This window comes from Streptomyces sp. NPDC127038 (assembly GCF_042725875.1).
Taxonomy (GTDB): domain Bacteria; phylum Actinomycetota; class Actinomycetes; order Streptomycetales; family Streptomycetaceae; genus Streptomyces.
Map to the genome: position 1 here is coordinate 24,333 of NZ_JBHXDQ010000007.1, position 21,858 is coordinate 46,190.

Genomic DNA, 21,858 nt, shown 5'->3' on the forward strand with positions numbered 1-21,858 from the left:
GAGGTCTTCGGTGAGCCTGTGGACGATCGTGGCTGTTCTCGGAGCGATCGCCCTGCCCCATCGAATGCTGCCTGCCGGTGAGCAGGTACTACGCTGGCGTCAGAGGTCGCCGCGTGATCATTGGTGTCCACGCAACACCTGATGATCAGCGGCGGCCACATCTGCTTGGCCGCCACCGGAACCAGTAGTCCAGACCCTCGACCCGGTAGCGGGGCCCGGCATCAAAGCGCACCTCGCCCACCAGTCGCCTCGCATCGTCCGGCGCCTGACGGTACTGCGCCAGCAGCAGGGCCAGTTCGTCGTAGCGGGCGTCGATCCCGCCCTGACCCGGGTGGGTCTCCGGCCCCACCGTCCCTGCCTCATGGCGCTCGTTCCACCTGGCGAAGATCGCCCACTGCTCGCGCTCCAGCTCCACCACCGCGAAGCTCGCGGGCCAGACGCTGTACTCGTCGGCCTCATCAGCGTCATTCCAGTCGTTTCCCTGGAAGTAGTGGGGCTTGCCGTCGACATCGGCGAGGCCGGCGCGTGGCCCGCTGGACCACTCCAACTCGACGTACACGCGCTCGAAGCCGTCCGCGATCAGCTGCACTTCATCCCAGGTCTCCGCCACACGCGCAGGCTACCGACGAGCCGCCTCTACATCCATGATCACGATCTACGGCTGGAGCACTGGGCCGTGCACCGAAAGTGGATCAAGATGAGGGTGTGGCCATGTTTCGGGGCTAGGCTCAACGGTCTGCTGTCGACCCGAGGAGGCGGACGAGTTGGCTGCTGTGGTGCTTGTTCACGGCCTGTATCACCGGCCTGAGCACTTCGCGGTGGTGGCGGAAGGATTACGGACAGACGGAACCGAGGTCGCCGTGCCCGAGCTCCACCGCGGCTCTCTGGCAGCTGACACCGCTGCCGTCCAAGCCGTCATCGACGCGTTGGCGGAGCCCCCGGTCGTCCTCGGCCACTCCTACGGAGGGTCGGTCATCACAGGGGTCCGCGGAGCGGCACATCTGGTCTACCTGGCAGCTTTCGTGCCGGACGTCGGCGAGAGCCCGGCCAGTCTGGGCGGCGCGTCACAACGGCTCAAGGAGGCCATCGTCGTTGAGCCGGACGGTTCGACCACCCTGCACCAAGGCTTGGCCATCGACACCCTTTACGGCGACTGCCCCGAACCCCTCGCCACGCGGGCGGCCGGCCTGCTGCGTGCGCAAGCACCGGGCTGCGGACGAGGAGTACCCCAGCACCACAGCTGGAAGAAGACTCCTTCTACCTACGTCATCTGCGCACAGGACCGTGCCATCGACCCCGGCCTCCAGCGGACCATGGCCTCACGCTGCACCAACGTACGCGAATGGCAGACAGGCCACTCACCCTTCGTTCGGCAGCCCGACCTCATCGTGGAACTTCTACGAGGACTACTCCCCCAAAGCGCGCCCCGGCGAGACCACGAAGACCAGGACGTCACGACCACTCCTTGATCACGGCGATCAGGACCGTCGCCTCGAATCGGGCCGCGAGCTTGTCGTATCTGGTGGCGACGGCACCGGTGCTCTTGAGGCGGTTGAACCCGCACTCGACCGCGCGACGCTCGCGGCGGTCGACTGGGTCGAAGCACGGTGGCCGACCACCCCGGAAGCCTGGCTTCTGACGGTTGCGTGTCTGATCGGACCGCCGGCCACCTCGCCGCCTACGCGGATCTCGCCCGGGGATCCGGAGCTCGGGCTTCTCTATCGCGGCGAACAGCCCTCCCGGAGAGGGAGCAAGCAGTTCAAGAGGGCCTTCTTCCTCTCTGCGTTCGCTGCCCTGGGCGATCCGGTCTCCCCGGCCTGCTACGACAAGCAGACACCCAGAGAAGGCACCACACCCAGGCCCTGCTCTGCCTCGCCAGACGCCGGGCCGACGTCCTGTTCGCGATGCTCCGCGAAGGCACCTTCTACGAACCGCAGCCGTCGGCCGCAGTCACCTGACCTGCGGGTCTGCGAGGACAACGACTCTATCGGCCTCGACATCGAAGCCAAGCATCAGATGGCCGTTGTCGCCCTCGGGGGTCCACCAGCACCGGCTTGCCCAGCCGCCGCCCGATCTCCCGAAGGAACCCGCAGAACACATCCAGTCGCTCCTGGCCCTGCAATTCCCGCAGGTCGACGTCGAAGTCGACTTCATCGGCAGCATGGAAACGGAAGATCGCCAACACATCGACAGTCGGCCAGACCCGCAGGTCAGGGCACTCGGCATCCGCCGGACGGGACAGCACGGCTTCCGCCCGAGGCACCGGATGCACCGGATGCACCAACTCCCCCTCGGAGTAACGGTACTTCCAGCCTCTCTCTCCGCGACCAGATCGAGGACCGCCTGCCAGTCCTCCACCGAGACATCCGGGATGCGCACGTCCGGCAGCGGCCCCACTAAGAACTCCTAACGGAATGATTCGACGCAGACCCAGAGCACTGGCTAGTTGACCCGACGTGCGCCAAGATCGCCTCATCTTCGTGGGGGGGGCGACTTGGCAACGACTGGGCAGTTGGATCTCGCTCTGCTCTGTGACGACGAGGGCAACAGTGTCCGCATCACGGTGCTCGGACCTCTTCTGGGTGTGTCTGGAGGGTTGGCCGCGGAGATCGTTGTTGACACACCGTTCGTTGCCGGACGCCTGGACCTCTCGCTGTGGCGGTCACGGCTGAATGCATGGAGCGAAGCCCTGGATCGTCTTGAGGCCGGCGAGGACGTCGCCTGGTTGCACGTCCAGCGCGGACCGTCCGTCTTCATCAACCTCACCGGCGAGCGCGACTGCCCCGAGGTGGTAGTTGAAGACGATCTTGTCTCGATGGCGGCCGTGCGGGTCCCGATCGACCTGCCGGTCGACTGGATCGCGGCCCAGCGGCGCTTGCTCAGCGTCGTACTCGGCGCCTGGAACGACCACCTGTCATCCGAGTGAGCACAACTTTCGCCAGCAGATCAGGGAGCATCCGAGACTCAGAAAAGCCTCGTGAATGTCGTCGCGTATCTCCCAGCGGATCCGCAGACGGCGAAACCAGTGCAGATGGGCGAACGCGCGCTCCACGACCCAGCGTTGGGTTCCCAGGCCGGACCCGTGCTCCGTACTGCGGCGGGCGATCAGCAGCTTTACGCCCAGGTCCCAGACCAGGCGGCGGTACGTGTCGTGGTCGTAGCCGCGGTCGCCCAGTACCACGTCAGGGCGGCGCCTGGGCCGGCCGCTTGCCGCGTATGGGTGGCACGGCCTGGAGGAGCGGGATCAACTGGGTGACGTCGTTGCGGTTGCCGCCGGTCAGGGTGGCGACGAGCGGGATGCCGGTGGCGTCGGTGATCAGGTGATGCTTGCTACCCGTCCTGCCCCGGTCCACGGGGCCTCGTCCGGTCTTGGGTCCCCCCTTAACGCGCGGATGTGGGAGCCGTCGACTGCCGCACGGGAGAAGTCCAGGGCGTTCGCGCCGCGGAGTTTGGCCAGGAGGACCTCGTGCAGCCGGGGCCAGACCCCCGCCTCGATCCACTCTGCCAGGCGACGCCAACAGGTCATGTCTGAGCCGAAGCCGAGCTCCTGCGGCAGGTGTTCCCAAGCGATCCCGGTGTGCAGGACGAACAGGATGCCCTGGAACACCAGCCGGTCCGGATGCCGCTTGCGTCCCGGATTTGGGGTCCGACGCTCGACCCTGGGCAACAGCGGCTCGACAACCGCCCACAGCGCGTCATTGACTTCCCACGGCTTCCGCCTCGCCAAGGCAGGCAGTGGGCGCGGCTTCCTCGGCGGCGGGCCTGCCGTGCTGCCCGTGCCCGGCTGTCAGTCGCCGCCGTCGCGAACGACGGGCCGGCCGACGGCCATCCAGACCTTCAACGGCACCATCATCGAGACCCGCACCGGCTCCTGCACCCCTCGCCTCCACCCGAGCTCGAGCCAAGGAATCGGCCAAGGCCGTGTGACCGCGGCAGATTCAGGGCCGACTGCCCGCCCCCCCATCCAGGCGACAGGCCGTCGGCCCGACATGCTCCAGTAGGCTGCGCTGGCCATGGACACGGACGCCGAACCCGAGCAGACCCAGCGCACCACGAACGCTGCTGGTCCGCCGATCCGGCAGCTGTTCCGGGACGTCATCGCCGACCGCATGCCAGGCCCCCGGCCGCCCCAGGCCGCGATGCTGTTCGACGCCCAGGTCGACTCTTGCTGGGACGACCGGAGCTTCCTCGGAGACTTCTACAACGAGATCCTTCACCAGGACAACTGCCAGCCGGCCACCGCTGACGGCCTCGCCCTGGTCGCGGCCCTCGCAGTCGACGACCGCATTCCCGCCCAGCACCGGTTCCAGGCCGTCGACCTGCTGTTCAAGGCTGCCACCGTCGCTGAGCGCCATCTCGCCGAGGCCTGGTCGGCCGCCCCACAGCGTGCCGAGCCCGACAGCGAGGCCCGGGCCCGCAGCGCGGTCCGGGCTCACGTTCCAACTCTGCTGGCCCGCTGGCCGGTCGAATGCCCAGCGGTTCGCCTCGCCCTCGCCGGACTCGCCGTGGTCTTTCCGACGGACCGCACCCTGCCCGCCTTGACACCGCGCCTGCGGACCTTCATGCATCAGCACCCCCAGGGCACCGACATCGGCGACTACGTGCGATTCGTCGTCGTCCTGGCCACCCAGAACGACGACCAGATCCTCACGGCGACGGAGAAGCTCACTGACGCCTACTGGACGGGAACAACCCGCGGAGTGCCGGCCCGGTCACGAGCCCTCCACCTCCTCGGCCAGATGCTGACGAAGGTGGGAATCGGACTCACCCGAGCACCCGCCAGGCAGTGACGCATCGCGTGTAGCTCTCGCTGCCAGTTCTCGGTTCCGGCACGGATCTTGGGGAACGATCGCGGAGGGTGACGGTTGTTCGTTCGATAAAGGCAGGCATATCCCAGCACTTGCAGCAGCAGACAAGCGATATTCGTCAGGCACGCCGCAGTGCGGGACGCTCAGACGAGGTGGCGACTGAGGAAAGCGTGCCAGAGGACGGGTGCGTGTTCCGGAGTGTGACGGTGGCCTCCCGCGAAGGCATGGAGTTCTTTGCCAGTGCTCGCGAAGGCGTCAAACAGCTGGATCTGCCCCGGGCGCGGAAAGATCTCGTCGTCCCACTGCAGGTGGAACAGGACCGGTGCGGCGATGGCAGAGGCGTCGTTCAAAGCGCGGGCCGGGGCATGAAGTCCGGGATTGAGGACGACAGTTGATTGTGTGCCGAACTTTCCGAACACGGCGCACTTCAGCCCCGGGCCAAGGGCAAGTGCGGCAGCAAGGCCGAATCGGGTTCCCATGGAGAACCCGCAGTACGCCTGACGTGTCGGATCGGCTATGCCAGCGTCCACCAGGAGGTCGCGAGTGGCGACCCAGTCGCAAGCCATGCGGTCCAGCACCCGACTGATGCCCTCAGCGGCGATTCGGCCCTGGTACTCCACCGGCGTCAGAGGAGATGTCACCCGCTCACCGTGGAATGGCCCATCGATCGCTGCGGCCGCACAGCCCGACGATGTGATCCGGTCTGCCATCGACAGGATTCGGTCGCCGTGTCGGTGTCCGCTGCCACCGTGTCCCAGCAACACCAGTGGGACTGCGCCTGGCCGACCGCTCGGCGTCCACACGGTACCGGGCACTGCCGCGAGTGGCCGATTGATCAAGAAGGAGCGCTGTGTGGAGTGGTCAGAGACCTTGCGGCAGTCGGACCAGACCACGGATTCACTCACCTCTCTTCACCCCCTACACCCGAGACTGCCATCCAGGAGGGCTTGGCCTCAACCGATGTCGGCGCAGATCGGATCGCTGGAGGGCAGCGCAGCGGCGATGGTCATCAGCGAGATGCGGATCATCTGGCTCAACCGGGCCAGATGCAGGGCGGATGCGTCGTCGTAGATAAGCACCCTGAGGGCATCCACATGTAGCTGGTCCTCCTCGCCAAGGCGTGGCAGGCCGGCGAGCAGCTCGTGCGAGGGCCGTGCGGTCGCGGCGGCTTCGATTTCCGCGAGCCGGAGCCGTCGCACCAAGGCCCCGGTGTCGGCTTCTCCCTGGGCGACCGCGTCCAGGACCAGGGCGTGGATGCTCAAGGTGAGCAGCGTCTTGAGCAGTGTCTCGGCTGTGACAGGGGCCATCGACCAGGTCCGGAATCGCTCGAGGCGGTCCCTGCGCTCCCCGGGGATGCGGTCGACCGCCCGCAGGATCCGCTCGCTCCACGTCACACACGCCACCCAGACGTCCACGGGTCGGGTCTCTCCTTCGTCGGCGGATTGAAGGTGTAGGGAGGCCAGAGGCAGCGAGCGTTCAGGACTGCTCCGCTCGCATTCGCGTCCGCGGTCTCGCCGTAGTAGAGGGAGCCGATCACGCGTGTGCGGTAGCTGTACAGCGGATCCGTGCTCCGGTGCCCTCAGGTGAAGGAAGCGGTGGCCGTCCGGTACGGCGCCGGGCAGGCGTACTGGCGGCTGGACTGCACCACCGGCCAAATTCGCCTCCTCCGCACGGTGCCCACGGAAAACCGTGTCAGCGGCCGCGCCCGCGCCCTCCAGGGACGCCGACACCTTCTTCTACCCGAGTTCACCGAGACGGAGGGCATCCCTTATCTCGCTGAGCTTCGTGGTCGTGGCCAGGGTCTGCTGCTGCACTTGTTCAGCGCGTCGGAGGGCGTCGTCAATCTCGCTGAGCTTCACGGAGGACAGGACGGCCGCCCGCTCTATCAGGTCGTCCCGGGACACAGTGGTCAGCCACGTGCACGGGGTGAAGCCTGGACGCGGGAACGCGAGCCGCAGTACGCCTTCGAACGGCAGTCCTTCACTGGCACCGACCGTCACTTCGATGCCAATACCGCTGATGTCGACGCCCGCCGGAGCGACGACCTGCATCACCCGGATCCCGGACGTGTCGTCTCCCGACAGCAGTACGACCAACCTCCGCTCGTCGAACTGAACCCACCAGACTTCGCCACGTTGCACAAGTCCTCCAGACACATGACGGCAGACCGACGCTGCACCCCCCTGACGCGCTGTGGAGACGGGTGCGGCCACCGTTGATCATCGGTGTGTGAAGACTGAAGATCATGCGGTGGCCGCAGGTCACAGCGTAGACCCTGCCTGCTGGCAGGAGGCGTTCGCGGGCCTGATGGCCCGGATCGCGGGCGAGTTGTGGGTGAGCTGAGTTCAGCTTTCGCTGCGGTGGTTGCGGCCGGTCCTGGCTGCGTTGCGGATCCGCTTGGTGCGGCCGGCTTCGGCGAGGGTCTCGATGGCCTCGGCGTTCGTCCCGGCAGCGGTCTTGAGCTGGAGCCAGTTGGATGACGCGAGCAGGTTCTCCGACTGCCAGGGCAGTTCGAGGGTGATGGCACGGAAGAGTGACCATTCCCGCAGGCGCTGGACCAGGAAGGGGTCGTCGATCGTGGCCTGGGTCATCGCCTGGGCCCACCTCTCGTAGGCGGGACCGGGGTAGAGGCCCGCGGCTCGACGGTCCAGGTGCCGCAGCACGGCCGACCGGGCCATCGCCTGGTCCGGATCGGTGAGCACGTGGCTGACCAGCTCGACCTCGTCCGGGTCGGCAACGTGCCCCAGCTTGTCGAGGTAAGCCGTGAAGCGGACGTGCTCATCCGGGTTCTGCTGGATGTCGTGGACGTTCATACGGCCCGCTCCTCGCGCTCGACCAGGACGCCGTTCTCGAACCGTACGCCGGCCCAGACAAGGGGCACCAGATGGGCTCCGGTGATCGCGCGCCATCGCGCCTGGGCGGACTCGACCAGCTTGAACACCATCGCAAGCGCCGCCGGGCTGCCCGCGCCGCAGGTGACCTTGGTGCGGAGCTTGACCGTGGAGAACGTCGACTCGATGGGGCTGGTGGTCCGCAGGTGGATCCAATGCTCGGAAGGGAAGTCGTAGAACGCCAGCATTTCGTCCCGGTCCTCGGCGATCTTCGCGACGGCCTTCGGGAACTTCGCCCCGTAAGTCTTCGCGAACGCCCCGATCGCTCTCTCGGCATGCGCGCGGTCCTCGGCGTTGCAGATCTCCTGCATCGCCTTCGTTGCGCCGGGCTGCGCGGACTTGGGCAGGCAGTTCGCGACGTTGCGGGCCTTGCGAACCCAGCTCCTTTGCGGCCTGGCCGCCGGGCAAACCTCGGCGAGGGCCCGCCGCAGGCCCACGGCACCGTCGCCGATGACCAGCTCCGGGTCACGCATGCCGCGCCGGCGGCAGTCGCGCAGAAGGTCGGCCCACGACTCTCTCGACTCCCGCAGGCCCTCGGCCAGGGCGATCAGGTTCACTTCCGCTTCCAGTGCGGCGGCGAGCATCCTCCCGCACGATCTCGTCGGTCAGGGAGCCGGACAGGGGGAAGCCGTCGTCGGCAACTACGCTGAGCACGGGCGTGCCTTCCCGACCCGCGCTGCAACGCGGGCCCACTCGGAGACCTCACGGATCGTCCGGGAAAGTACGCCTTCCGCATGCTCTCCCGTAACCGATCCACAAGTCCTGAGCATTGCTCGTGGGCCGGAGAGAGCACCCCGGACGGCATGGAGCACCTGCTCGGGCGGGCCAAGTGGGACGCTGACCAGGTCCGCGACGACGTGCGGGCCTACGTGGTGGAGCATCTGCGGGACGACCAGGCGGTTCTAGTGGTCGACGAGACCGGCGACGTAAAGAGGACACCGACACCGTCGGTGTCCAGCGCCAGTACACCGGCACCGCGGGCAGGATCGAGAACGCGCAGGTCGCCGTCTATCTCGTCTACGTCGGCCGCCGCGGTCACGCCGCGGTAGACCGGGAACTACACGTTCCACGTTCCTGGACCTCGAACCCCAACCGCTGCCGGGCCGACGGACTCGGTGACAAGACCGAATTCGCGACCAAACCGCAGCTTGCCGCCTGCACGGCCACCCGATTCCTGGACGCCAACCACCGGGCCGCCTGGCTCGCGGGAGACGAGGTCTACGGCGGCAGCCCGAAGCTACGCGCCGCGCTGGAAGAACGTGGCACCGGCTACGTCCTCGCGGTGGCCTGCTCGCACGAAGTCTCCACAGGCACCGGGAAGTTCCGCGCGGACACGCTGGCCAGGAAGGCGCCCAAGAGGGCCTGGCAGAAGCTGTCCGCAGAGAGCGGAGCCAAGGGCCACCGCTTCTACGACTGGGCCGTCATCGACCTCACCGGCCGGCGCAGTGCCGCTAACCATCCTGGTGCGCGTCGCTGGAGCTCTTCCAGACGCAGCAGCGCTTCGTTCACGGCCCCGAGCTCTCGGGCACGACAAGGCAGCCATGGGGCATTCCAAGACGATCGAGCGAGAGCCAACATTGAGATCAACAGTCACCGAGCATGGATGCTCCACAGAAGTTGAGCCAGAACCGCAAGTTGGACATCAACCCGGCGGTCTGCTGGGGCTGTGGCTCAGAGCGGACGGGATGCCTGCTCGGTACCAAATCGGCATGCCAAACGTAGCGGCTCGATGCGATCATGCTGTCCGACGACAGGGTGGGGAGAAGTATGGCTGGCCTGACCGTGACGGTGTGTCTGCCGCCCGGAGCTGCGGACGACATCGATGGGGCCCTCACAGCGGCCCTCGCGCCGTTCGACCAGGACAGTGACAACCCCGTGAACCGCGGCATGTGGGACTCACGCCGCATCCGCGGTGGCAGCAACGGTCAGGGATTCGCGGTCGTCCGCGGATACGAGGAGGATCCCAGGCTGGTTCACGACGAGCCCGCATATGACGGCACCCCCGCTCCCAGCGCTCCAGGAGTCTGCGCCGGAGGACCGCGTGCCCTGCTGGACTTCTCACGGCCACAAGCCGCTTCCGAACGAGTGGTAGCCGCGTCCTGGGACCTGTGGCAGCGTCTGACCGCGGTACACCCGCCGGCACTGCCCCTCTCGGTTTTCGAGGACCGTTGGGAAAAGGATCCGTACGCGTTCCCGGGCGGCCCCTGGGCCGACGGCATGCTGGCCGCCTACCGGGCCCAGCCCCTGATCAAGGCCTACATCCATCACCCCTGGAGCCTCGACCTGGGCTATCCCGACACCCCGCTCCATGTGGAGCATCCCATCATCGGATTCCGCGGCAGCCGTGCCGACTACATCCGCGAGCTCTCCCGGGTTCCGTGGGAGACCGACGTGCTCACCGTGGACGGCTGGTGGCGAGAGAGCGACGGAAGCGCCCTTCACGCGTACTGCGACCCTGATTCGTGTCCTCACGAACCCTCTGGGCCAGGTGTCTGGCCTGGCAGCGAGGCATACCTGTCGCAGCTGCCTCACGACACGATCCTGGTACGAGTGCACTGCCACTGCTGACACCCCACAAATGCCTTGCCAGAGCCCCTAAACGTGAACGAAGCCAGACGTTGTCGAGGGTCCCGCTTCAAACAGGGTGACGGTGCGTCTCAGGTCCGTGATCAGCCTGTTCTGCCATCTCGTCATCAGGTTGGCGGATTTCGTGACTTCCCCCGTGGATCGTCACCAGCCGAGCTCTCGTCAGGTCACGGCTCCCGGTGTCCAGCTGCGCGAAGCCTTGCAGCGGCCTCAGCGGGTGTGTCGTAGTAGCCGGGTCGAGCCAGGAGGACCGAGCTGAAGTAGTACCCCTGATGTTCGTCGGGTTCGTCGTCCGCTTCGAAGGGGCGCCAGAAGCTGAGAAGAAGGTCTGGTGCGATGAAGGAGGCCGGGTCGTCCTCGGCCTCGGTGATCGTGGTGATTCCTCGCAGCAGGGTGACTACCTCGGCAGCGGGCAGGCCGAAGACGTCGATGCCGCGGAACTGGACGAGGTCCTGGCCGCCGGCGGGTCGGCCCAGCTCGATTGCCTCGAGCTCACCGCGCGAGCAGTGAATGCTGACCATCAGGCCGCTCGGCCGGAAGACGAACTTTCCCAACTGGTCTGATTCCGAGATCGCTTTCGGGTCGCGGAACGAGGCGAGTGCCTGGTCTGCTGCCTCGCGGGGCATGCCGATGGCCAGGGCGCCGAGACCGGTGGGCGGCGTGAGCTCGAATTCCATGCGCGAATGATTCCAGATCCGATGATCGGCCGGATTCAGGGTTCCGATGGCAACCGATTCGCCGTTCCTTCGCGGACCGTCGGAGGTTCTTCTCGCGCCACCCGCCACCCCCGCACGGCCGGCCGTAGCCGGCGACTTCCAGCAGAACCTCCTGCTGGCGTGTCAGGAGCAAGGGCGAAGAACCCGCGCGCAACTTCGTCCAACCTACGCAGCCCTTGGGCGATTTCGTTGACGACCTACTCCGTCTCACGCCGGAAGGTGCCGCCGTCCTCGCCGCTCGGTTCGGTCATCGTTGGATGATTCCACGGCCCCGGTTCCGGGCGAAGGCGTGGTGCCGATCTTGCGGTCGGCTTCACCGCGTACCTGCACCGCCATCGACGACGAGGTCGGGGCGGCTGATCGGGCACCCAGCGATCGCGCTCCGGCGATCAGCGGGGCCGGGGCTCAACCACCGACCTGACTGAGTGCTGCCAGAGCTGGGCCGCCATGAATTCCATCTCGACCACCGTTCCCACCAGCCCGGTCGATTTCAACTCAGCTGCCAGGGCCTTTGCTTGCGTGAGCGTCAGGCCCCGCAGCTCGCGAAGAGCCCGCAGGACGGACACCGGGCTGGTCTCAGGCCCAGTCAGGCGGAGCCGGGCAGGCCCGTGTTCGCACAGGAGTGCCTGGCGGATCTCCTCCGGGGTCTCGCTGCCGCTGTCCTGCTCGCACCAGGCGACGGTGCACGACTGGCAGGCGCCTTCCGTTCCCCACCACAGGCGCCCGCGGTCGATGAACTGGCCGATGTCGCGTGTCAGCACACCCCCGCAGGCATCGCATCGCGTCGCGATCCTCACGCCCTGGGTGATCACTTTGCTCCTCGTCGCCCGTCCCTGCCCCGCATGGCGCTTGCGCTCGTCGACCGCTTATCCTCGCTGCTCGCACTCGGTCCCGCTGAGGAAGGAATCGGGCCCTTGGCCTGTTCGCCCTCCGGTACCGCTCGCGGCAGGGACGATCATGCCGTCAGCGTGTCCACTGGGCGGTCAGCAGGATGGCCAGCAGGGACGTCACTGCCATACCGAGAGCAAGCACCAGCCAGCCCCATGCCCCGGGAGCCGCGATCACAGCCGTGAGCAGGATCGGGGCGACGGCGTTGCGGGCGACGGAGCCGAGGCTGAAGAACGACAGGTAGCGGGCGCGGTGCTCGATGGGTGACAGTGCGTAGGACAGGCCCCAGGCGCCGGCCTGTTGGCGCATCTCCGCGCCCGCTTGGGCCAGGATCGCGGCCACCAGGACCGCCGCCGCGTTCCAGCCGCCGGGAACCGCCAGCGTGCAAGCCATGAGCAGCGCCGTCAGCGCGAGCAGCAGTCCGGACTGGCTCAGCGCCCGGCCCGCGCCGCGGGTTTCATCGGTCCCTTTGGACAGCCGCACCTGCAGGAGGACGACGCTCACCGTGTTGCAGAGAACCAGTGCGGGCAGTACTCCGCTGGGCAGCGATGTACGGCTGGTCACCCACAGGGGCACGGCGAAGGTGAGGACCGGCGCGTGGAGGCCGAGGACGGCGCACAGCACCGTCGCGGCCGCGAACCGGCCGTCACGCAGCATGACGAACCGAGGGGTACGTGCGGCGGGCGAAGCCGGGGGCGGGGTGGGGGTCCGCCGGGGGCCCCGCAGCAGCAGAGCCCCGGCACCCAGGTAACTGAGGATGTTCCAGAGCACGACCGCGACGAGACCGGTGGTGGAGCGCACGGTCAGGGCCAACGCGGCGAGGCCGGCGCCGATCGACATCCCGGTGTTCTGCATGACCCGGACCCGGGCCATGGTCTTCACCCGGTCGGACTCGTTCTGCTCCGCGGCCAGTGTCTGCAGCATCGGGATCGCCGACCGCTCCCCCGCTGTGACGACGCACAGGAGCACCAGCACCAGTGCCGCCGGTGGACGCAGGAGCATGAGTGCGTAGGCGCCCGCCCGCGTGGCGTGCAGTGTCACCAGCATGGTGCGGGCGCCGATCCGCTCGGCCAGCAGGCCGAGCGGAACGAGCAGGAGAAAGGCCACAACGCCGGCCGCGGAGAGGAATCCGGCGGCGGTGAGAGCCGGCAGCCCCACGTACCGGGTCAGCATCACGATGGAGAGACCGAGGTACGCGCCCGACCCCAGGCTGTCGACGAGTGCGGCGACGACGACCGGGGAGGCGAATCGCGGTGCGGTGGAGAGGACACTCGCCATCAGTAGTATTCGTGCATCAACTCGTGGGACCAGGCCGGCTGGCGCACCTCGCCCCGCGGGGCGAACTCCGTCATGTAGGGCTTGATGTCCAGCACGGGGGTGCCGTCAATGGCGTCCAGCCCGCGTATGTACAGGTCGGCGCCCTCCACTTTGAGCAGTTCGCAGCGTGAGACCCCGAGCCGGTTCGGCCGGTTCTTCACCCGCTGGGCCAGCACGCCGATCTGAGGCCACTCGGCGTTGCCACGCGGATGGCGGGCACCCCGGTGCACCTGCTCGGGTGCGACCTTGTGGAAGAGGAAGACGACTTCCAGGTGGCTGAAGGTGTCGAGGCCGGCCAGGGCGTCAAGGCCGAAGACGCCCGAGTCGAGCCGTATGACGGCTTCGACGCCGCCCCAGTGGTCGTCCGTGATCTCCTCGCGGGGGCTGGAGACGACACCGATCGGCACCACTTCGTAGCTCGTCGTGTTGGGAGTTGTCATCTCAGTCTCTCTCCGCGTTCTCTGGTTTCCGCAGTCTGTTGGTCGGACAGGTCGCCGCGGCTCGGGCCGAGGCCGGCCGTGGTGTCCCAGTGCACGGTCGCCCCGCGGGTGAACAACTCGCCGGAACGAACCCGTCGGTCGGCCACATAGATCTCGTTCGCGGGACAGCCCGATGCCGTGGACAGGAACGCGGCGACGGTGGCATTGAGGTGTTCGACCTGCTCGGCCGCGTACTGCTCTTTGCACGTGAGGAAAACGATCGGGGCCACGGAGCCCGCGGCCCACTCGGGCCTGTAGCACTCGGTGGGATCGACGCGCCGCCACAGCACCCAGCACATGCCCGTGGGGATGCCGAGCAGAGCGGTGACCGTGTCGGAGAGCTCGCGCAGTCGCTCCGGGCCGGGGCTCGGGGCAGGAGCGCAGATCTCGATGACCGGCACGTCAGATGGCCCCGAGCGGCTTGACTCCGACGACGAGCACGGTGCGGACAGGAATCAGGTACTCGCCGTCACGCTCCCGGATCCCGAGTGCCGCGCGTACTTCGGGTCCGGCTTCGGTGAGCCGCTCCCGGATCGCGGCGGCGGCCTCGTCGCCGACGGCCGTGATCTGGCACCAGCGGGCGACCGGGACGCCGGACGGGCTCTCGCTCTGGGTGCCGCGGGCGACCGGAACATTGAGTCCCGCGTCCTGGAGCATGCGGATCCAGTCGCGGCGCGAGTGGCTGCGGCCGTGCGTGGGGTCGTGCAGCACCTCGATCTCATGGTTGAACGCGGCGAGTTCAGCGTCCTCCGGGCCTTCGAGGTCGATGACGGCCAGCCTGCCACCGGGACGCAGCAGCCCGGTCATGGTGCGGACAGCCTGCTCGATATCGGTGAAGTGGTGCGCGGCAAGCCTGGTCATGACGACGTCGTACGACTCGGGGGGCAAGGGGATCGCCTCGGCCGTGGCGCAGATGGTCCGCGTCTCGGTTCCGGTCTCCGGCCGTGCGGCCAGGGCCTCCGTCACGTGCTTCAGCATCGGCTCGGCCGGGTCCACGAAGGTCATGGAGGCGGGGTGCTGCGCCAGCAGGGACAGCCCGAGGTGGCCGGCCCCGCAGGCCACGTCGACGATGTCGGTGCCCTCTTGCGAGCCGAGGAGTTCGTGCAGCATGCGCATGGTGGGGCTGCTGCGATGGACCTCACTGGTCGCGTAGTTCTGTGCGATCGTGGAAAATCGCTCTGCGGAGCGGCTGGGGTCGCTGACCGTCACGTTGTCTCTTCTCCTCTGTGGCCACGGCCGCACGTGCCGTCTGCGCTGGTTTCCGGGAATTCCTGAGCTGTGCACGACATGGGAAGAACGATATTCGCGACTCTCTCCGCTGTCGGCGGTGAAGATGACAATCCGGTCGTCTCAAGGCGGCCGAGGCCGGGACGAGAGGGCAGCGGCCGGCCCGAAGGCACCGGCTGGAGCCGGTGTCCCAGCCCCTCCAGCACGTGGATGCGCACGTCCCGGTCGCCGTCGGCGGACAGCCGTCGGGCCACCTCGCCTGCGTACTGTCCGGGCGCGAGGACGGTTGTCGTCCGCGGGTCCACCGCTCCCTGACCGGCCGGGACATAGGCGATCAGGTCCCCGGCGCCGTAGACCAGATCAACACGACTTACGGCATCGCTGAGTTGTTCTTCCCTCTCGGTGACGAAGCCGACAAGGACGAGGCGGGTGGAGGTGTGGCTGCCCCTCTGCGGGGCGGAGCCCGTACCGGCGAAGGCCTGGACCGTCGCATGGGCCCCGAGCGAGAATGCGACCACCACGTCAGGAGTGGAGACGCGCACCACCGACCGGACCCGTGCGACGCGATCGGCGACCTCCTCCGGGTCCGCCGCCCGGCCGTCCTCGGTACGGGAGGGAAACGTCACGTGCGCCACGTCGGCGTCGCGAGCTCGCAGTGCCGCGGCAAGCGACCGCCACAGCTCCTGCTCCTGACGGTCTGGATCCGGGACCTGTGCGGTGACCGCATCCGTTCCGTTCGGCTTCAGGTACGGATCGCTGCCGGGGTCTCCGTACGGATCGGTGAGTCTCCCCGAGGGGACCAGCAGGCAGCGCGGCCGGCGTCCGTTCACCGGCGGCAGATCCGCTCACCGACGATGCCGCCGATACGCTCGTGGAAGTACGTCGAGATGATCTCTTCGTGGAGGCTCTCGCCGTCGAGTGTGGGGAGATATCCCTCGGTCGTACGGGTGACGAGGCCGCGGTCGGTCAGTTCGGCGAAGAGCGAGGACAGCGGTTCGTCGGCGCCGAGGTCCACGCCGTACCGGTCCTGGTACCGGCGAACGGAAATCAGCTGGTTGGCCTTGAAGTTGAAGCCGAGCGCCGTGGCGAGCGACTGGGCGTCCGTCAGCCGGCGGCCGTGGCTGAGTGGCAGTTCGGTCTCGGTCTTCGCCATGAAACTCATGTACTGCGCGATGTCCTGGAGGTTGTGCGTCTGTACGACCTCGGAACTCTGGCCGGTGGCCCAGCCGTAGGCGCCGGGGCCGACCGCGATCATCGTGTCGAATCGCTGCCACTTGTTCCGTGAGACCTGCGGAATGTTGCCGTCGTTCCCGTCGCCGTAGGTTCCCGGCTGGTTCCACCAGCCGCAGGGACTGGGGTGGTACCCGGCGTCGAGGAGTCGTTCGACGATCGCCTCGCGCATCTCGTACGTCTCGTGATGACTGGGCCACAGGCCCGCGTTGCTGATCCGTTCGCGTACGTTCTCGACGTTCCATACGGAGCGGTTGCCGATGCCCATCTGCTCGCGGTCGGCGTTGCGCAGCCGGTAGATGGTGATCGTCGGGGTCTCCATGGCGATCAGAGTGGTGATGTCGTCGGCCACGGTCTGAACGGTCTGGTGCGGCAGCCCGAACATCATGTCCGCGTTGAACGGCAGTCCGCTGTCGCCCAGCTTGCCCAAGGCCTGCAGGGACATCTCGCGGTCGTGCTTGCGGCCGGCGAACGTGTTGACCTCGGACTGCAGGGACTGCACTCCGATGCTGAAACGGTTGAAGCCGAGCGCTGCCGCCTGTTCGACCTCGTCCTGGAGGAAGTTGTCCGGGTTCCCCTCCAGGGATATCTCGGCGTCAGGAAGCAGATCGAAGGAGGACTTGACGTGGTCCATGAGCCGGCGCAGGTGTGCGGGGCGCAGCAACGAGGCTGTGCCACCGCCGAAGTAGACGGATTCGACGCGTGCTTCGGCCAGCCAGGGCAGGGCGGCCAATTGGCGTCGCGACTCGTCGAGCAGGAGTTCCGTCCAGCGGTCGAGGTTCTCGTCGAGTTTGTCGCCGGTCGGGGCAAGCCGTTTGACGTAGTTGCAGAAGTGGCAGATGTAGCTGCACAGCGGCACATGGAAGTACAGATGGGTGGGCTGTCGGGCCCCGTCGTGCGCGGCGAGGGCAGCGGTGGTTGCCGCGGCGTCGAGTTGGTCACCGTAGTTCGCGGTGACGTTGATGTTGTATTTGTCCCGCTCGATTTCAAGGTGCGGGTTCTCCGCCAGAATCGTCCGGATGCCAAGTCCCGGCCGACGCGGAGTGGACTGCGGGGGTTCCGTCGACGGAGCCGTCGCTGCCACAGGGATCTCCTTGTCGTCCTGATCGCGTGTTTCCCACGGCTGAACCCGGCAGGTCGGGACCGGGGGGCACGGGTGGCGGTGGACCGTCACCCGTGCCGTGATCCCGACCTGCCGGGCGTTCGCTCAGTTCTGGGTGGGCTCGGAAACCGGCTCACCGGCGGGGCGCGGAGCCACCGCGCTGGCGGCACCAGCGGCGGCGAGGACGATCGTGTCGGGGGCGGTTTCCAGGTGGACCCGGGTCAGCACGACATTCTCGGAATTCATGGAATTCTCCTCATGACATGGAGCCAACGGTTTCGAAAATCGTTGGTCCGGGTGAAGATCCGGTCAGCGTGTTTTCGCGCTCACCGGCCTGAACCGGCTTGGGGTGCCGGCAGCATGGGGGGCGAGAGGCGGAGGGTGATGTTTTTCTGCTTCCGTTCCCGCCAGTATTTCTCGGTAAGCAGCATGAACTGCTTGAGATATTCCGTCGCGCCGCAGACCTTCTCGTCTCCGTGCAGGTTCGAAGAAAGTGGAGGGCAGCGGAACTGGCACCACGTTCCGACTTGCGCGACCTCACAGCTTCGGCAGGCGTCGTAGTCGTCGAAGGTGATGTCGCGGAATTCGTCGAACCCGCTGCTCCAGATATCGGCGAAGGGCCGCTCGCCAAGGTTTCCGGCCCCGTACCGGTGACTCGCCATGCAGTTGCTGCACGGATAGACGTCGCCATTGCTGGAGACGTACACGACGGTACGGCCGCACTTCTCCTGGCGAGTGGCCTGTTCCAACCGCTGGCAGAACTTCACTGTGTCGACCGAGCGAATCGTTTCGGGCCGGGGCGTACTCGCGGAAGTCGTCTCCACGTCGTCGACCGGAACGCCATCGACCGGAACGGTGTCGACCGGAACGGTGTCGTCGAACTCCTCGTAGGGCGCGTCCGTGTACCGGTCCATGCACTTCCGGTAGACGTCGAAAACCTGATCCACCTCGGCCGGCGTCAGCAAGATGTGCGGATGGAGCAGCGCCCGGCCCGTCGGGTGGGTCTCCAGCCATTGCGGCCGGGGGTAGCCGTGCTCGGCGCACCACTCGAAGATCTCCAGAGCGTCTTCGATGTTGTTGCGATGCACGGATATCGCGGTGCGCACGATGTGTCCGTACTTGTGCATCATGTCGAACGTCGCGCGCAGCAGGGGGAAGTCCATCTTGCCGCGGACCGTGCGTACCGGATCTGCGGTATCGAAACTCACGAAGAAGGACTGGCCGGGCGGTATCGCGGCCAGTTTCTCCTCCGTGGCCAGAATTCCATTGGTGAATATCTGGGTACTGAAAGACTTGGTCCGCGCATGCTGGATGATCTGCACGGCATCACGATGGGAGAACACCTCGCCACCGGTCAGGAACACCTGAATGGTGCCCAGCTCGTCCAGCTCGTCGAGCAGACTGAGGATCCGCTCCGTGGACATCTCGTCCGTCCGTCGCACGGCGGAATCCGCATAACAGTGCAGGCATCGCAGATTGCAGCTGTTGGTCGTCTCGATGAACGCGATGGCCGGCGCTGTGAGATGGAACCGCTCCAGCGGGACGAGCGGGCTCCCGATGACGAACCGGTCGAATTCGCGAGGATCGACGCCTTCACCGTTTTCGAACCGGTCGAGCAGGGGCCGCGCGTCCGGAGAGAGGAACTCGACACGGCCGTCCGGCAGCAGACACACAATTCCGCCGGGATTTTCCTGCCTGGGGAGTCGAGACACGCTGGCTCCTTGGGGGGTTTGGAAATGAAGGCCGCCGAACCCCTTCGGGAGTTCGAGCGGGATCAGCTTACGAAGATCTCGGCTGACACCGCCCTGTACCCGAGGACAGTTTGTCCCTGTACCGCGGTACAGGGAGCCCGAAGGTCCTTAGGATCCGCCGATGACGACAGGTTGTTCGCGGAATTCCCGAAAGCCCTTTCCCTGCCGCCAGCGAGTTGTTCCGACCCGGAGTTGCCGGCGCGATCGGCCGGGGACGGGTGACGGCGATTTAAGTTGAACGGTTGATGTCGGACGTTTGGGGCCGCCGGCAGAACCACGGCGGCCTACGCTCATCGACGAACGTGACTGGGCTGGGCCGGGCCGTCGCAGATGTGCTGTCCGATGGAATGTCGGGGGTGGCGGTTAGAGCTCGTAACACGATCTCGTTGAACGTCCCTGGTCGATCGTGACCGGTGTGATGATTCAGCCGTTCGGGACGGTGTGAGTACTCGGCCGTGGATCGTGGACGATGACCTGTGGGCGCTGATCGAGCCGTTGCTGCCGCCCTGGCCCGAGAAGGCTCCCGGCCCACGGCCGGTGCCGGACCGGCAGTGCCCGCAGGGCATTCTGTACGTGCTGCACAACGACATCGCCTGGCAACTGCTGCCGTTGGAGCTGGGGTTCGGCTCGGGCCAGACCTGCTGGCGGCGGCTTGACCGGCGGCAGACGGCCGGGACCTTCGAACGGCTGCACCAGATCCTGCTCGCCGAGCTGAACGCGGCCGGCGAGCTGGACTGGTCCAGAGCATGTGTGGAGGGCTCCCACGTCCGCGCGAAAAAGGGCTTTGCATTGCCCCACCAGTTCAAACGCCTCGCCGTCCGATGGGAGCGCCGCACCGAACTCCACGATGCCTTCGTCTCCCTCGCCTGTGGCCTCATCTGCTACCGACGGCTCAAGAGGGCTGCCGCTCCATGATCGAAGAAGCTCTCATGGCGGCAATGCCCCTCGGAGAGGGCGGTGGGTACCCGAGGCACCCTCCACGCTCCCGTTCGCTACTCACCCGTCTCGCGCTCCGAACAATCCTTGGCGAGAGGCTCGTTGTAGGTGATCACGACCGGCGCGTTCGCCTCCGCCCGTGCGCGGTTGGAAGCCGCCGCGATCTCCTCGTAGGTCCATTCCTTGTACAGACGCTTCCCGTGGGCATCGGTGATGTCGATGACCAGGCCGGTCCACTCCTCGGCAGGCTGTTCGGGGACGAGTCCCAGTTCGTACGTGGCGTCCTGGAGGCGGGATTCAGTGAGGCGTATGCCGGTGAGTCTCTCGGCCAGAGCGAAGACCGCCGCCTTCCCGTCGACGACCGGGGCGCTCTCGTCGTGCTCTCCCTCGGGAGTTAGCGGGAAGCCGACTTCCCGCAACAGTGGAACCAGTTCGTCAGGGCTGTTGCCGTCGCGCGCCGAGGGACCTTCGAACGTCGTACGGAGCTCACCGTCCTCGAACCAGTGGAAGAAGTGGAGGGGCTTGCCGCCGTTGCTCGAGTGCGCCACGACCCGGCCGCCCTCCGACAGCGTCTCGGCACACCGCATCCCAAGGCCACCGTCGAAGCCTAGGACGACTGTCCAGTCGCCTTTCTCGCCTGGGGCCTTGAAGGCACCGGCAACGTAGGACTCGTCCCAGTAGTCGTAATCCACCTCGGCACGGTGAGCGTCATCCGCCTCGATCAACCCGGCCGCGCCCTCCCCAGTGCCACGCGGTTCCGCCTCCATCGCATGCAGCACCTCCTTCGGGCTCCGCCCCCGAATCAGCGTCAAGGTGTAGCCGCTCTCCATCATGTGGCGGACGAGCGGCGAGGTGCGGATCCAGGCGTAGTCGTGTGCGGTCACCAAGTTCATACGGCGCAGTGTGCCTGACGCCTCTGACAATGCCCGGTGTGCCGGTTCTCATCGCTGGAGCTGGGACTCGGGCTGCGCCCAGTCCGCGTCAGGAACATGATCGCGTTACGAGCTCTTAGGGTCTGCACCATGACGCAGACGTTCGACTTTCGCCAAGGCCTGGAGCATGCACGCGCGGACCGCGAGGCCGCTTGGCGGTTCGTCCGTGACTTCACGCACGCGTGGGTGGAGCCGCTCCACGACGGCGATGGCTTCACCGAGGAGAACCTCGCACGAGCGGAGGAACGTCTCGGCGTAAGCCTGCCCACCGCCCTTGACGAGATGTACCGGCTGTTCGGGAGGCGCCAGGATCTGACGAGTAACCACGATCGGCTGCTGCACCCGGACCAGCTCTACATCGACGCCCGCAGCGAGGCGCTGGTCTTCCGGGAGGAGAACCAGGGCGCCTGCTCCTGGGGTGTACTGCTCAAGGATCTCGACCAGGCTGACCCTGCGGTTCATGTGCTGTCGGATCTGGCCGACCGGCAGGCCCAGCGGTGGGAGCCGTGGATGGAACGCCTATCGTGGATGGCCGTCGAGATGGTGCTGGCGGAGTCCCTGCACGCACCGGAGCACCTGAGCGACTTTCTTTACGAGCCCGACCCCGAGTACGCGCGGATTCTCGAAGAGAGCTGCGAGCAACTGCCGTTCCCGACGTATCCGGCCAAGGGTTTCGAGGGCACCCGCTGGTTCCTCGGCGCGGACGTGCTGCTGCGGGATGAGGAGGGCTGCGTGCCGGTGAGGGCCCGGACCGAGGAAGCACTGGAAGCGGTCCGGGCCCTGCTCCCTGGGGACTGGCTCAATGGATGAAGACTTTGGCGTGATGTCGGTCAGCGGTCCTGAGGTCGGCTGCGGCGAGGTTGCCGATGTCGCCTTCGCCCAGTGACCAGATGCCCTCCTGCGGGTTGAGATCCGGCGCGTAGGAGGGCATCTGAAGACGGTGAGCCTGTCGGAGTTCGCGCCTATGAACTCCCGCGGCGGCTTGGTACCGGCTT

The 21,858-nt window shown here is 66.9% G+C and carries 22 protein-coding genes and 6 pseudogenes; 8 read left to right on the forward strand and 20 right to left on the reverse strand.

Going from position 1 to position 21,858, the window contains the following annotated elements; all coding sequences use genetic code 11:
* Nucleotides 1-145: 145 nt before the first annotated feature.
* Complete coding sequence (locus ACFWI4_RS07445) at nucleotides 146-610, reverse strand: hypothetical protein (RefSeq protein ID WP_387191950.1); 465 nt, start codon at nucleotides 608-610, stop codon at nucleotides 146-148.
* Between the two features lie 154 nt (nucleotides 611-764).
* Between ACFWI4_RS07445 and ACFWI4_RS07450 the strand changes: the two genes are divergently transcribed.
* Together ACFWI4_RS07450 and ACFWI4_RS07455 are read left to right on the forward strand one after the other, a co-directional pair.
* A complete protein-coding gene (locus tag ACFWI4_RS07450) occupies nucleotides 765-1,469 on the forward strand; it encodes an alpha/beta hydrolase (protein ID WP_387191952.1) in 705 nt (234 codons plus the stop codon).
* Nucleotides 1,470-1,658: 189 nt separating this feature from the next.
* Nucleotides 1,659-1,958 (forward strand): annotated as a pseudogene (locus tag ACFWI4_RS07455) (IS110 family transposase); the annotation flags it as partial.
* Here the strand turns inward: ACFWI4_RS07455 and ACFWI4_RS07460 are convergent.
* Nucleotides 1,951-2,397, reverse strand: a pseudogene (locus tag ACFWI4_RS07460) (hypothetical protein). The pseudogenes ACFWI4_RS07455 and ACFWI4_RS07460 overlap by 8 nt on opposite strands.
* 115 nt (nucleotides 2,398-2,512) lie before the next feature.
* On the opposite strand from ACFWI4_RS07460, the gene ACFWI4_RS07465 reads away from it, so the two are divergent.
* Nucleotides 2,513-2,926, forward strand: coding sequence for a DUF5959 family protein (locus tag ACFWI4_RS07465; protein WP_387191954.1), 414 nt, complete (start codon nucleotides 2,513-2,515; stop codon nucleotides 2,924-2,926).
* Here the strand turns inward: ACFWI4_RS07465 and ACFWI4_RS07470 are convergent.
* Nucleotides 2,915-3,727 (reverse strand): annotated as a pseudogene (locus ACFWI4_RS07470) (IS5 family transposase). The gene ACFWI4_RS07465 and the pseudogene ACFWI4_RS07470 overlap by 12 nt on opposite strands.
* 286 nt (nucleotides 3,728-4,013) lie before the next feature.
* On the opposite strand from ACFWI4_RS07470, the gene ACFWI4_RS07475 reads away from it, so the two are divergent.
* Nucleotides 4,014-4,790 carry a hypothetical protein gene (locus ACFWI4_RS07475; protein ID WP_387191956.1) on the forward strand — a complete coding sequence of 259 codons (777 nt, stop codon included), beginning with the start codon at nucleotides 4,014-4,016 and terminating at the stop codon, nucleotides 4,788-4,790.
* 161 nt (nucleotides 4,791-4,951) lie between these two features.
* Here ACFWI4_RS07475 and ACFWI4_RS07480 read toward each other — a convergent pair whose 3' ends face one another.
* From ACFWI4_RS07480 to ACFWI4_RS07500, 5 genes and pseudogenes are all read right to left on the reverse strand, one after another.
* Entirely contained in the window at nucleotides 4,952-5,518 is a 567-nt protein-coding gene (locus tag ACFWI4_RS07480) for a dienelactone hydrolase family protein (RefSeq protein WP_387191958.1), read from the reverse strand.
* Nucleotides 5,519-5,761: 243 nt separating this feature from the next.
* Complete coding sequence (locus tag ACFWI4_RS07485; protein ID WP_387191960.1) at nucleotides 5,762-6,223, reverse strand: hypothetical protein; 462 nt, start codon at nucleotides 6,221-6,223, stop codon at nucleotides 5,762-5,764.
* A 321-nt stretch (nucleotides 6,224-6,544) separates the two neighbouring features.
* The gene (locus tag ACFWI4_RS07490) at nucleotides 6,545-6,949 is read right to left on the reverse strand and encodes a type II toxin-antitoxin system PemK/MazF family toxin (protein WP_387191962.1); all 405 of its coding nucleotides are present in this window, start codon (nucleotides 6,947-6,949) and stop codon (nucleotides 6,545-6,547) included.
* Between the two features lie 204 nt (nucleotides 6,950-7,153).
* The gene (locus ACFWI4_RS07495) at nucleotides 7,154-7,621 is read right to left on the reverse strand and encodes a hypothetical protein (protein WP_387191964.1); all 468 of its coding nucleotides are present in this window, start codon (nucleotides 7,619-7,621) and stop codon (nucleotides 7,154-7,156) included.
* A pseudogene (locus tag ACFWI4_RS07500) lies at nucleotides 7,618-8,283 on the reverse strand (transposase); the annotation flags it as partial. The pseudogene ACFWI4_RS07500 and the gene ACFWI4_RS07495, both read right to left, overlap by 4 nt.
* A 108-nt stretch (nucleotides 8,284-8,391) precedes the next feature.
* On the opposite strand from ACFWI4_RS07500, the pseudogene ACFWI4_RS07505 reads away from it, so the two are divergent.
* Nucleotides 8,392-9,197: pseudogene (locus tag ACFWI4_RS07505) on the forward strand (IS701 family transposase); the annotation flags it as partial.
* Nucleotides 9,198-9,466: 269 nt separating this feature from the next.
* Nucleotides 9,467-10,267 (forward strand): hypothetical protein, encoded by an 801-nt coding sequence (locus ACFWI4_RS07510; protein ID WP_387191966.1) that lies wholly within the window; start codon nucleotides 9,467-9,469, stop codon nucleotides 10,265-10,267.
* 185 nt (nucleotides 10,268-10,452) lie between these two features.
* On the opposite strand, the gene ACFWI4_RS07515 is transcribed toward ACFWI4_RS07510, so the two are convergent.
* The 10 genes from ACFWI4_RS07515 to ACFWI4_RS07560 all read right to left on the reverse strand — a co-directional run bounded on the left by ACFWI4_RS07515 (nucleotide 10,453) and on the right by ACFWI4_RS07560 (nucleotide 18,956).
* A complete protein-coding gene (locus ACFWI4_RS07515) occupies nucleotides 10,453-10,962 on the reverse strand; it encodes a hypothetical protein (protein WP_387191968.1) in 510 nt (169 codons plus the stop codon).
* Between the two features lie 428 nt (nucleotides 10,963-11,390).
* Nucleotides 11,391-11,813 (reverse strand): hypothetical protein, encoded by a 423-nt coding sequence (locus ACFWI4_RS07520; RefSeq protein ID WP_387191970.1) that lies wholly within the window; start codon nucleotides 11,811-11,813, stop codon nucleotides 11,391-11,393.
* A 151-nt stretch (nucleotides 11,814-11,964) separates the two neighbouring features.
* Nucleotides 11,965-13,167, reverse strand: coding sequence for an MFS transporter (locus ACFWI4_RS07525; protein WP_387191972.1), 1,203 nt, complete (start codon nucleotides 13,165-13,167; stop codon nucleotides 11,965-11,967).
* On the reverse strand, nucleotides 13,167-13,646 hold the full coding sequence (locus tag ACFWI4_RS07530; protein ID WP_387191974.1) for an SAM-dependent methyltransferase: 480 nt from the start codon (nucleotides 13,644-13,646) through the stop codon (nucleotides 13,167-13,169). Before ACFWI4_RS07530 ends, ACFWI4_RS07525 begins: the two co-directional genes overlap by 1 nt.
* On the reverse strand, nucleotides 13,643-14,086 hold the full coding sequence (locus tag ACFWI4_RS07535) for a hypothetical protein (protein ID WP_387191976.1): 444 nt from the start codon (nucleotides 14,084-14,086) through the stop codon (nucleotides 13,643-13,645). Before ACFWI4_RS07535 ends, ACFWI4_RS07530 begins: the two co-directional genes overlap by 4 nt.
* Before the next feature lies 1 nt (nucleotide 14,087).
* On the reverse strand, nucleotides 14,088-14,894 hold the full coding sequence (locus ACFWI4_RS07540) for a class I SAM-dependent methyltransferase (RefSeq protein ID WP_387191978.1): 807 nt from the start codon (nucleotides 14,892-14,894) through the stop codon (nucleotides 14,088-14,090).
* Nucleotides 14,891-15,742 carry a hypothetical protein gene (locus ACFWI4_RS07545; protein ID WP_387191980.1) on the reverse strand — a complete coding sequence of 284 codons (852 nt, stop codon included), beginning with the start codon at nucleotides 15,740-15,742 and terminating at the stop codon, nucleotides 14,891-14,893. The genes ACFWI4_RS07540 and ACFWI4_RS07545 overlap by 4 nt, the downstream gene beginning before the upstream one ends.
* On the reverse strand, nucleotides 15,739-17,226 hold the full coding sequence (locus ACFWI4_RS07550) for a coproporphyrinogen-III oxidase family protein (RefSeq protein ID WP_387191982.1): 1,488 nt from the start codon (nucleotides 17,224-17,226) through the stop codon (nucleotides 15,739-15,741). The genes ACFWI4_RS07545 and ACFWI4_RS07550 overlap by 4 nt, the downstream gene beginning before the upstream one ends.
* 123 nt (nucleotides 17,227-17,349) lie before the next feature.
* Nucleotides 17,350-17,490 carry a hypothetical protein gene (locus tag ACFWI4_RS07555; protein WP_385397803.1) on the reverse strand — a complete coding sequence of 47 codons (141 nt, stop codon included), beginning with the start codon at nucleotides 17,488-17,490 and terminating at the stop codon, nucleotides 17,350-17,352.
* An 80-nt stretch (nucleotides 17,491-17,570) separates the two neighbouring features.
* Nucleotides 17,571-18,956 (reverse strand): radical SAM/SPASM domain-containing protein, encoded by a 1,386-nt coding sequence (locus tag ACFWI4_RS07560; protein WP_387191984.1) that lies wholly within the window; start codon nucleotides 18,954-18,956, stop codon nucleotides 17,571-17,573.
* Nucleotides 18,957-19,454: 498 nt separating this feature from the next.
* Between ACFWI4_RS07560 and ACFWI4_RS07565 the strand changes: the two are divergent.
* A pseudogene (locus tag ACFWI4_RS07565) lies at nucleotides 19,455-19,769 on the forward strand (transposase); the annotation flags it as partial.
* A 218-nt stretch (nucleotides 19,770-19,987) separates the two neighbouring features.
* On the opposite strand, the gene ACFWI4_RS07570 reads toward ACFWI4_RS07565, so the two are convergent.
* Nucleotides 19,988-20,824, reverse strand: coding sequence for a DUF6461 domain-containing protein (locus ACFWI4_RS07570; RefSeq protein ID WP_387191985.1), 837 nt, complete (start codon nucleotides 20,822-20,824; stop codon nucleotides 19,988-19,990).
* Between the two features lie 129 nt (nucleotides 20,825-20,953).
* On the opposite strand from ACFWI4_RS07570, the gene ACFWI4_RS07575 reads away from it, so the two are divergent.
* Nucleotides 20,954-21,673, forward strand: coding sequence for an SMI1/KNR4 family protein (locus ACFWI4_RS07575; RefSeq protein ID WP_387191987.1), 720 nt, complete (start codon nucleotides 20,954-20,956; stop codon nucleotides 21,671-21,673).
* On the opposite strand, the gene ACFWI4_RS07580 is transcribed toward ACFWI4_RS07575, so the two are convergent.
* On the reverse strand, nucleotides 21,663-21,794 hold the full coding sequence (locus ACFWI4_RS07580) for a hypothetical protein (RefSeq protein WP_387191989.1): 132 nt from the start codon (nucleotides 21,792-21,794) through the stop codon (nucleotides 21,663-21,665). The genes ACFWI4_RS07575 and ACFWI4_RS07580 overlap by 11 nt on opposite strands.
* Nucleotides 21,795-21,858: the final 64 nt, after the last annotated feature.

Excerpts from the sequence above, each read along its gene's own strand:
- ACFWI4_RS07475 (WP_387191956.1), top strand. The coding sequence starts at position 4,014 with ATGGACACGGACGCCGAACCCGAGCAGACCCAGCGCACCACGAACGCT.
- ACFWI4_RS07480 (WP_387191958.1), bottom strand. The coding sequence starts at position 5,518 with ATGGCAGACCGGATCACATCGTCGGGCTGTGCGGCCGCAGCGATCGAT.
- ACFWI4_RS07495 (WP_387191964.1), bottom strand. The coding sequence starts at position 7,621 with ATGAACGTCCACGACATCCAGCAGAACCCGGATGAGCACGTCCGCTTC.
- ACFWI4_RS07510 (WP_387191966.1), top strand. The coding sequence starts at position 9,467 with ATGGCTGGCCTGACCGTGACGGTGTGTCTGCCGCCCGGAGCTGCGGAC.
- ACFWI4_RS07515 (WP_387191968.1), bottom strand. The coding sequence starts at position 10,962 with ATGGAATTCGAGCTCACGCCGCCCACCGGTCTCGGCGCCCTGGCCATC.
- ACFWI4_RS07525 (WP_387191972.1), bottom strand. The coding sequence starts at position 13,167 with ATGGCGAGTGTCCTCTCCACCGCACCGCGATTCGCCTCCCCGGTCGTC.
- ACFWI4_RS07530 (WP_387191974.1), bottom strand. The coding sequence starts at position 13,646 with ATGACAACTCCCAACACGACGAGCTACGAAGTGGTGCCGATCGGTGTC.
- ACFWI4_RS07555 (WP_385397803.1), bottom strand. The coding sequence starts at position 17,490 with ATGAATTCCGAGAATGTCGTGCTGACCCGGGTCCACCTGGAAACCGCC.
- ACFWI4_RS07570 (WP_387191985.1), bottom strand. The coding sequence starts at position 20,824 with ATGAACTTGGTGACCGCACACGACTACGCCTGGATCCGCACCTCGCCG.
- ACFWI4_RS07575 (WP_387191987.1), top strand. The coding sequence starts at position 20,954 with ATGACGCAGACGTTCGACTTTCGCCAAGGCCTGGAGCATGCACGCGCG.
- ACFWI4_RS07580 (WP_387191989.1), bottom strand. The coding sequence starts at position 21,794 with ATGCCCTCCTACGCGCCGGATCTCAACCCGCAGGAGGGCATCTGGTCA.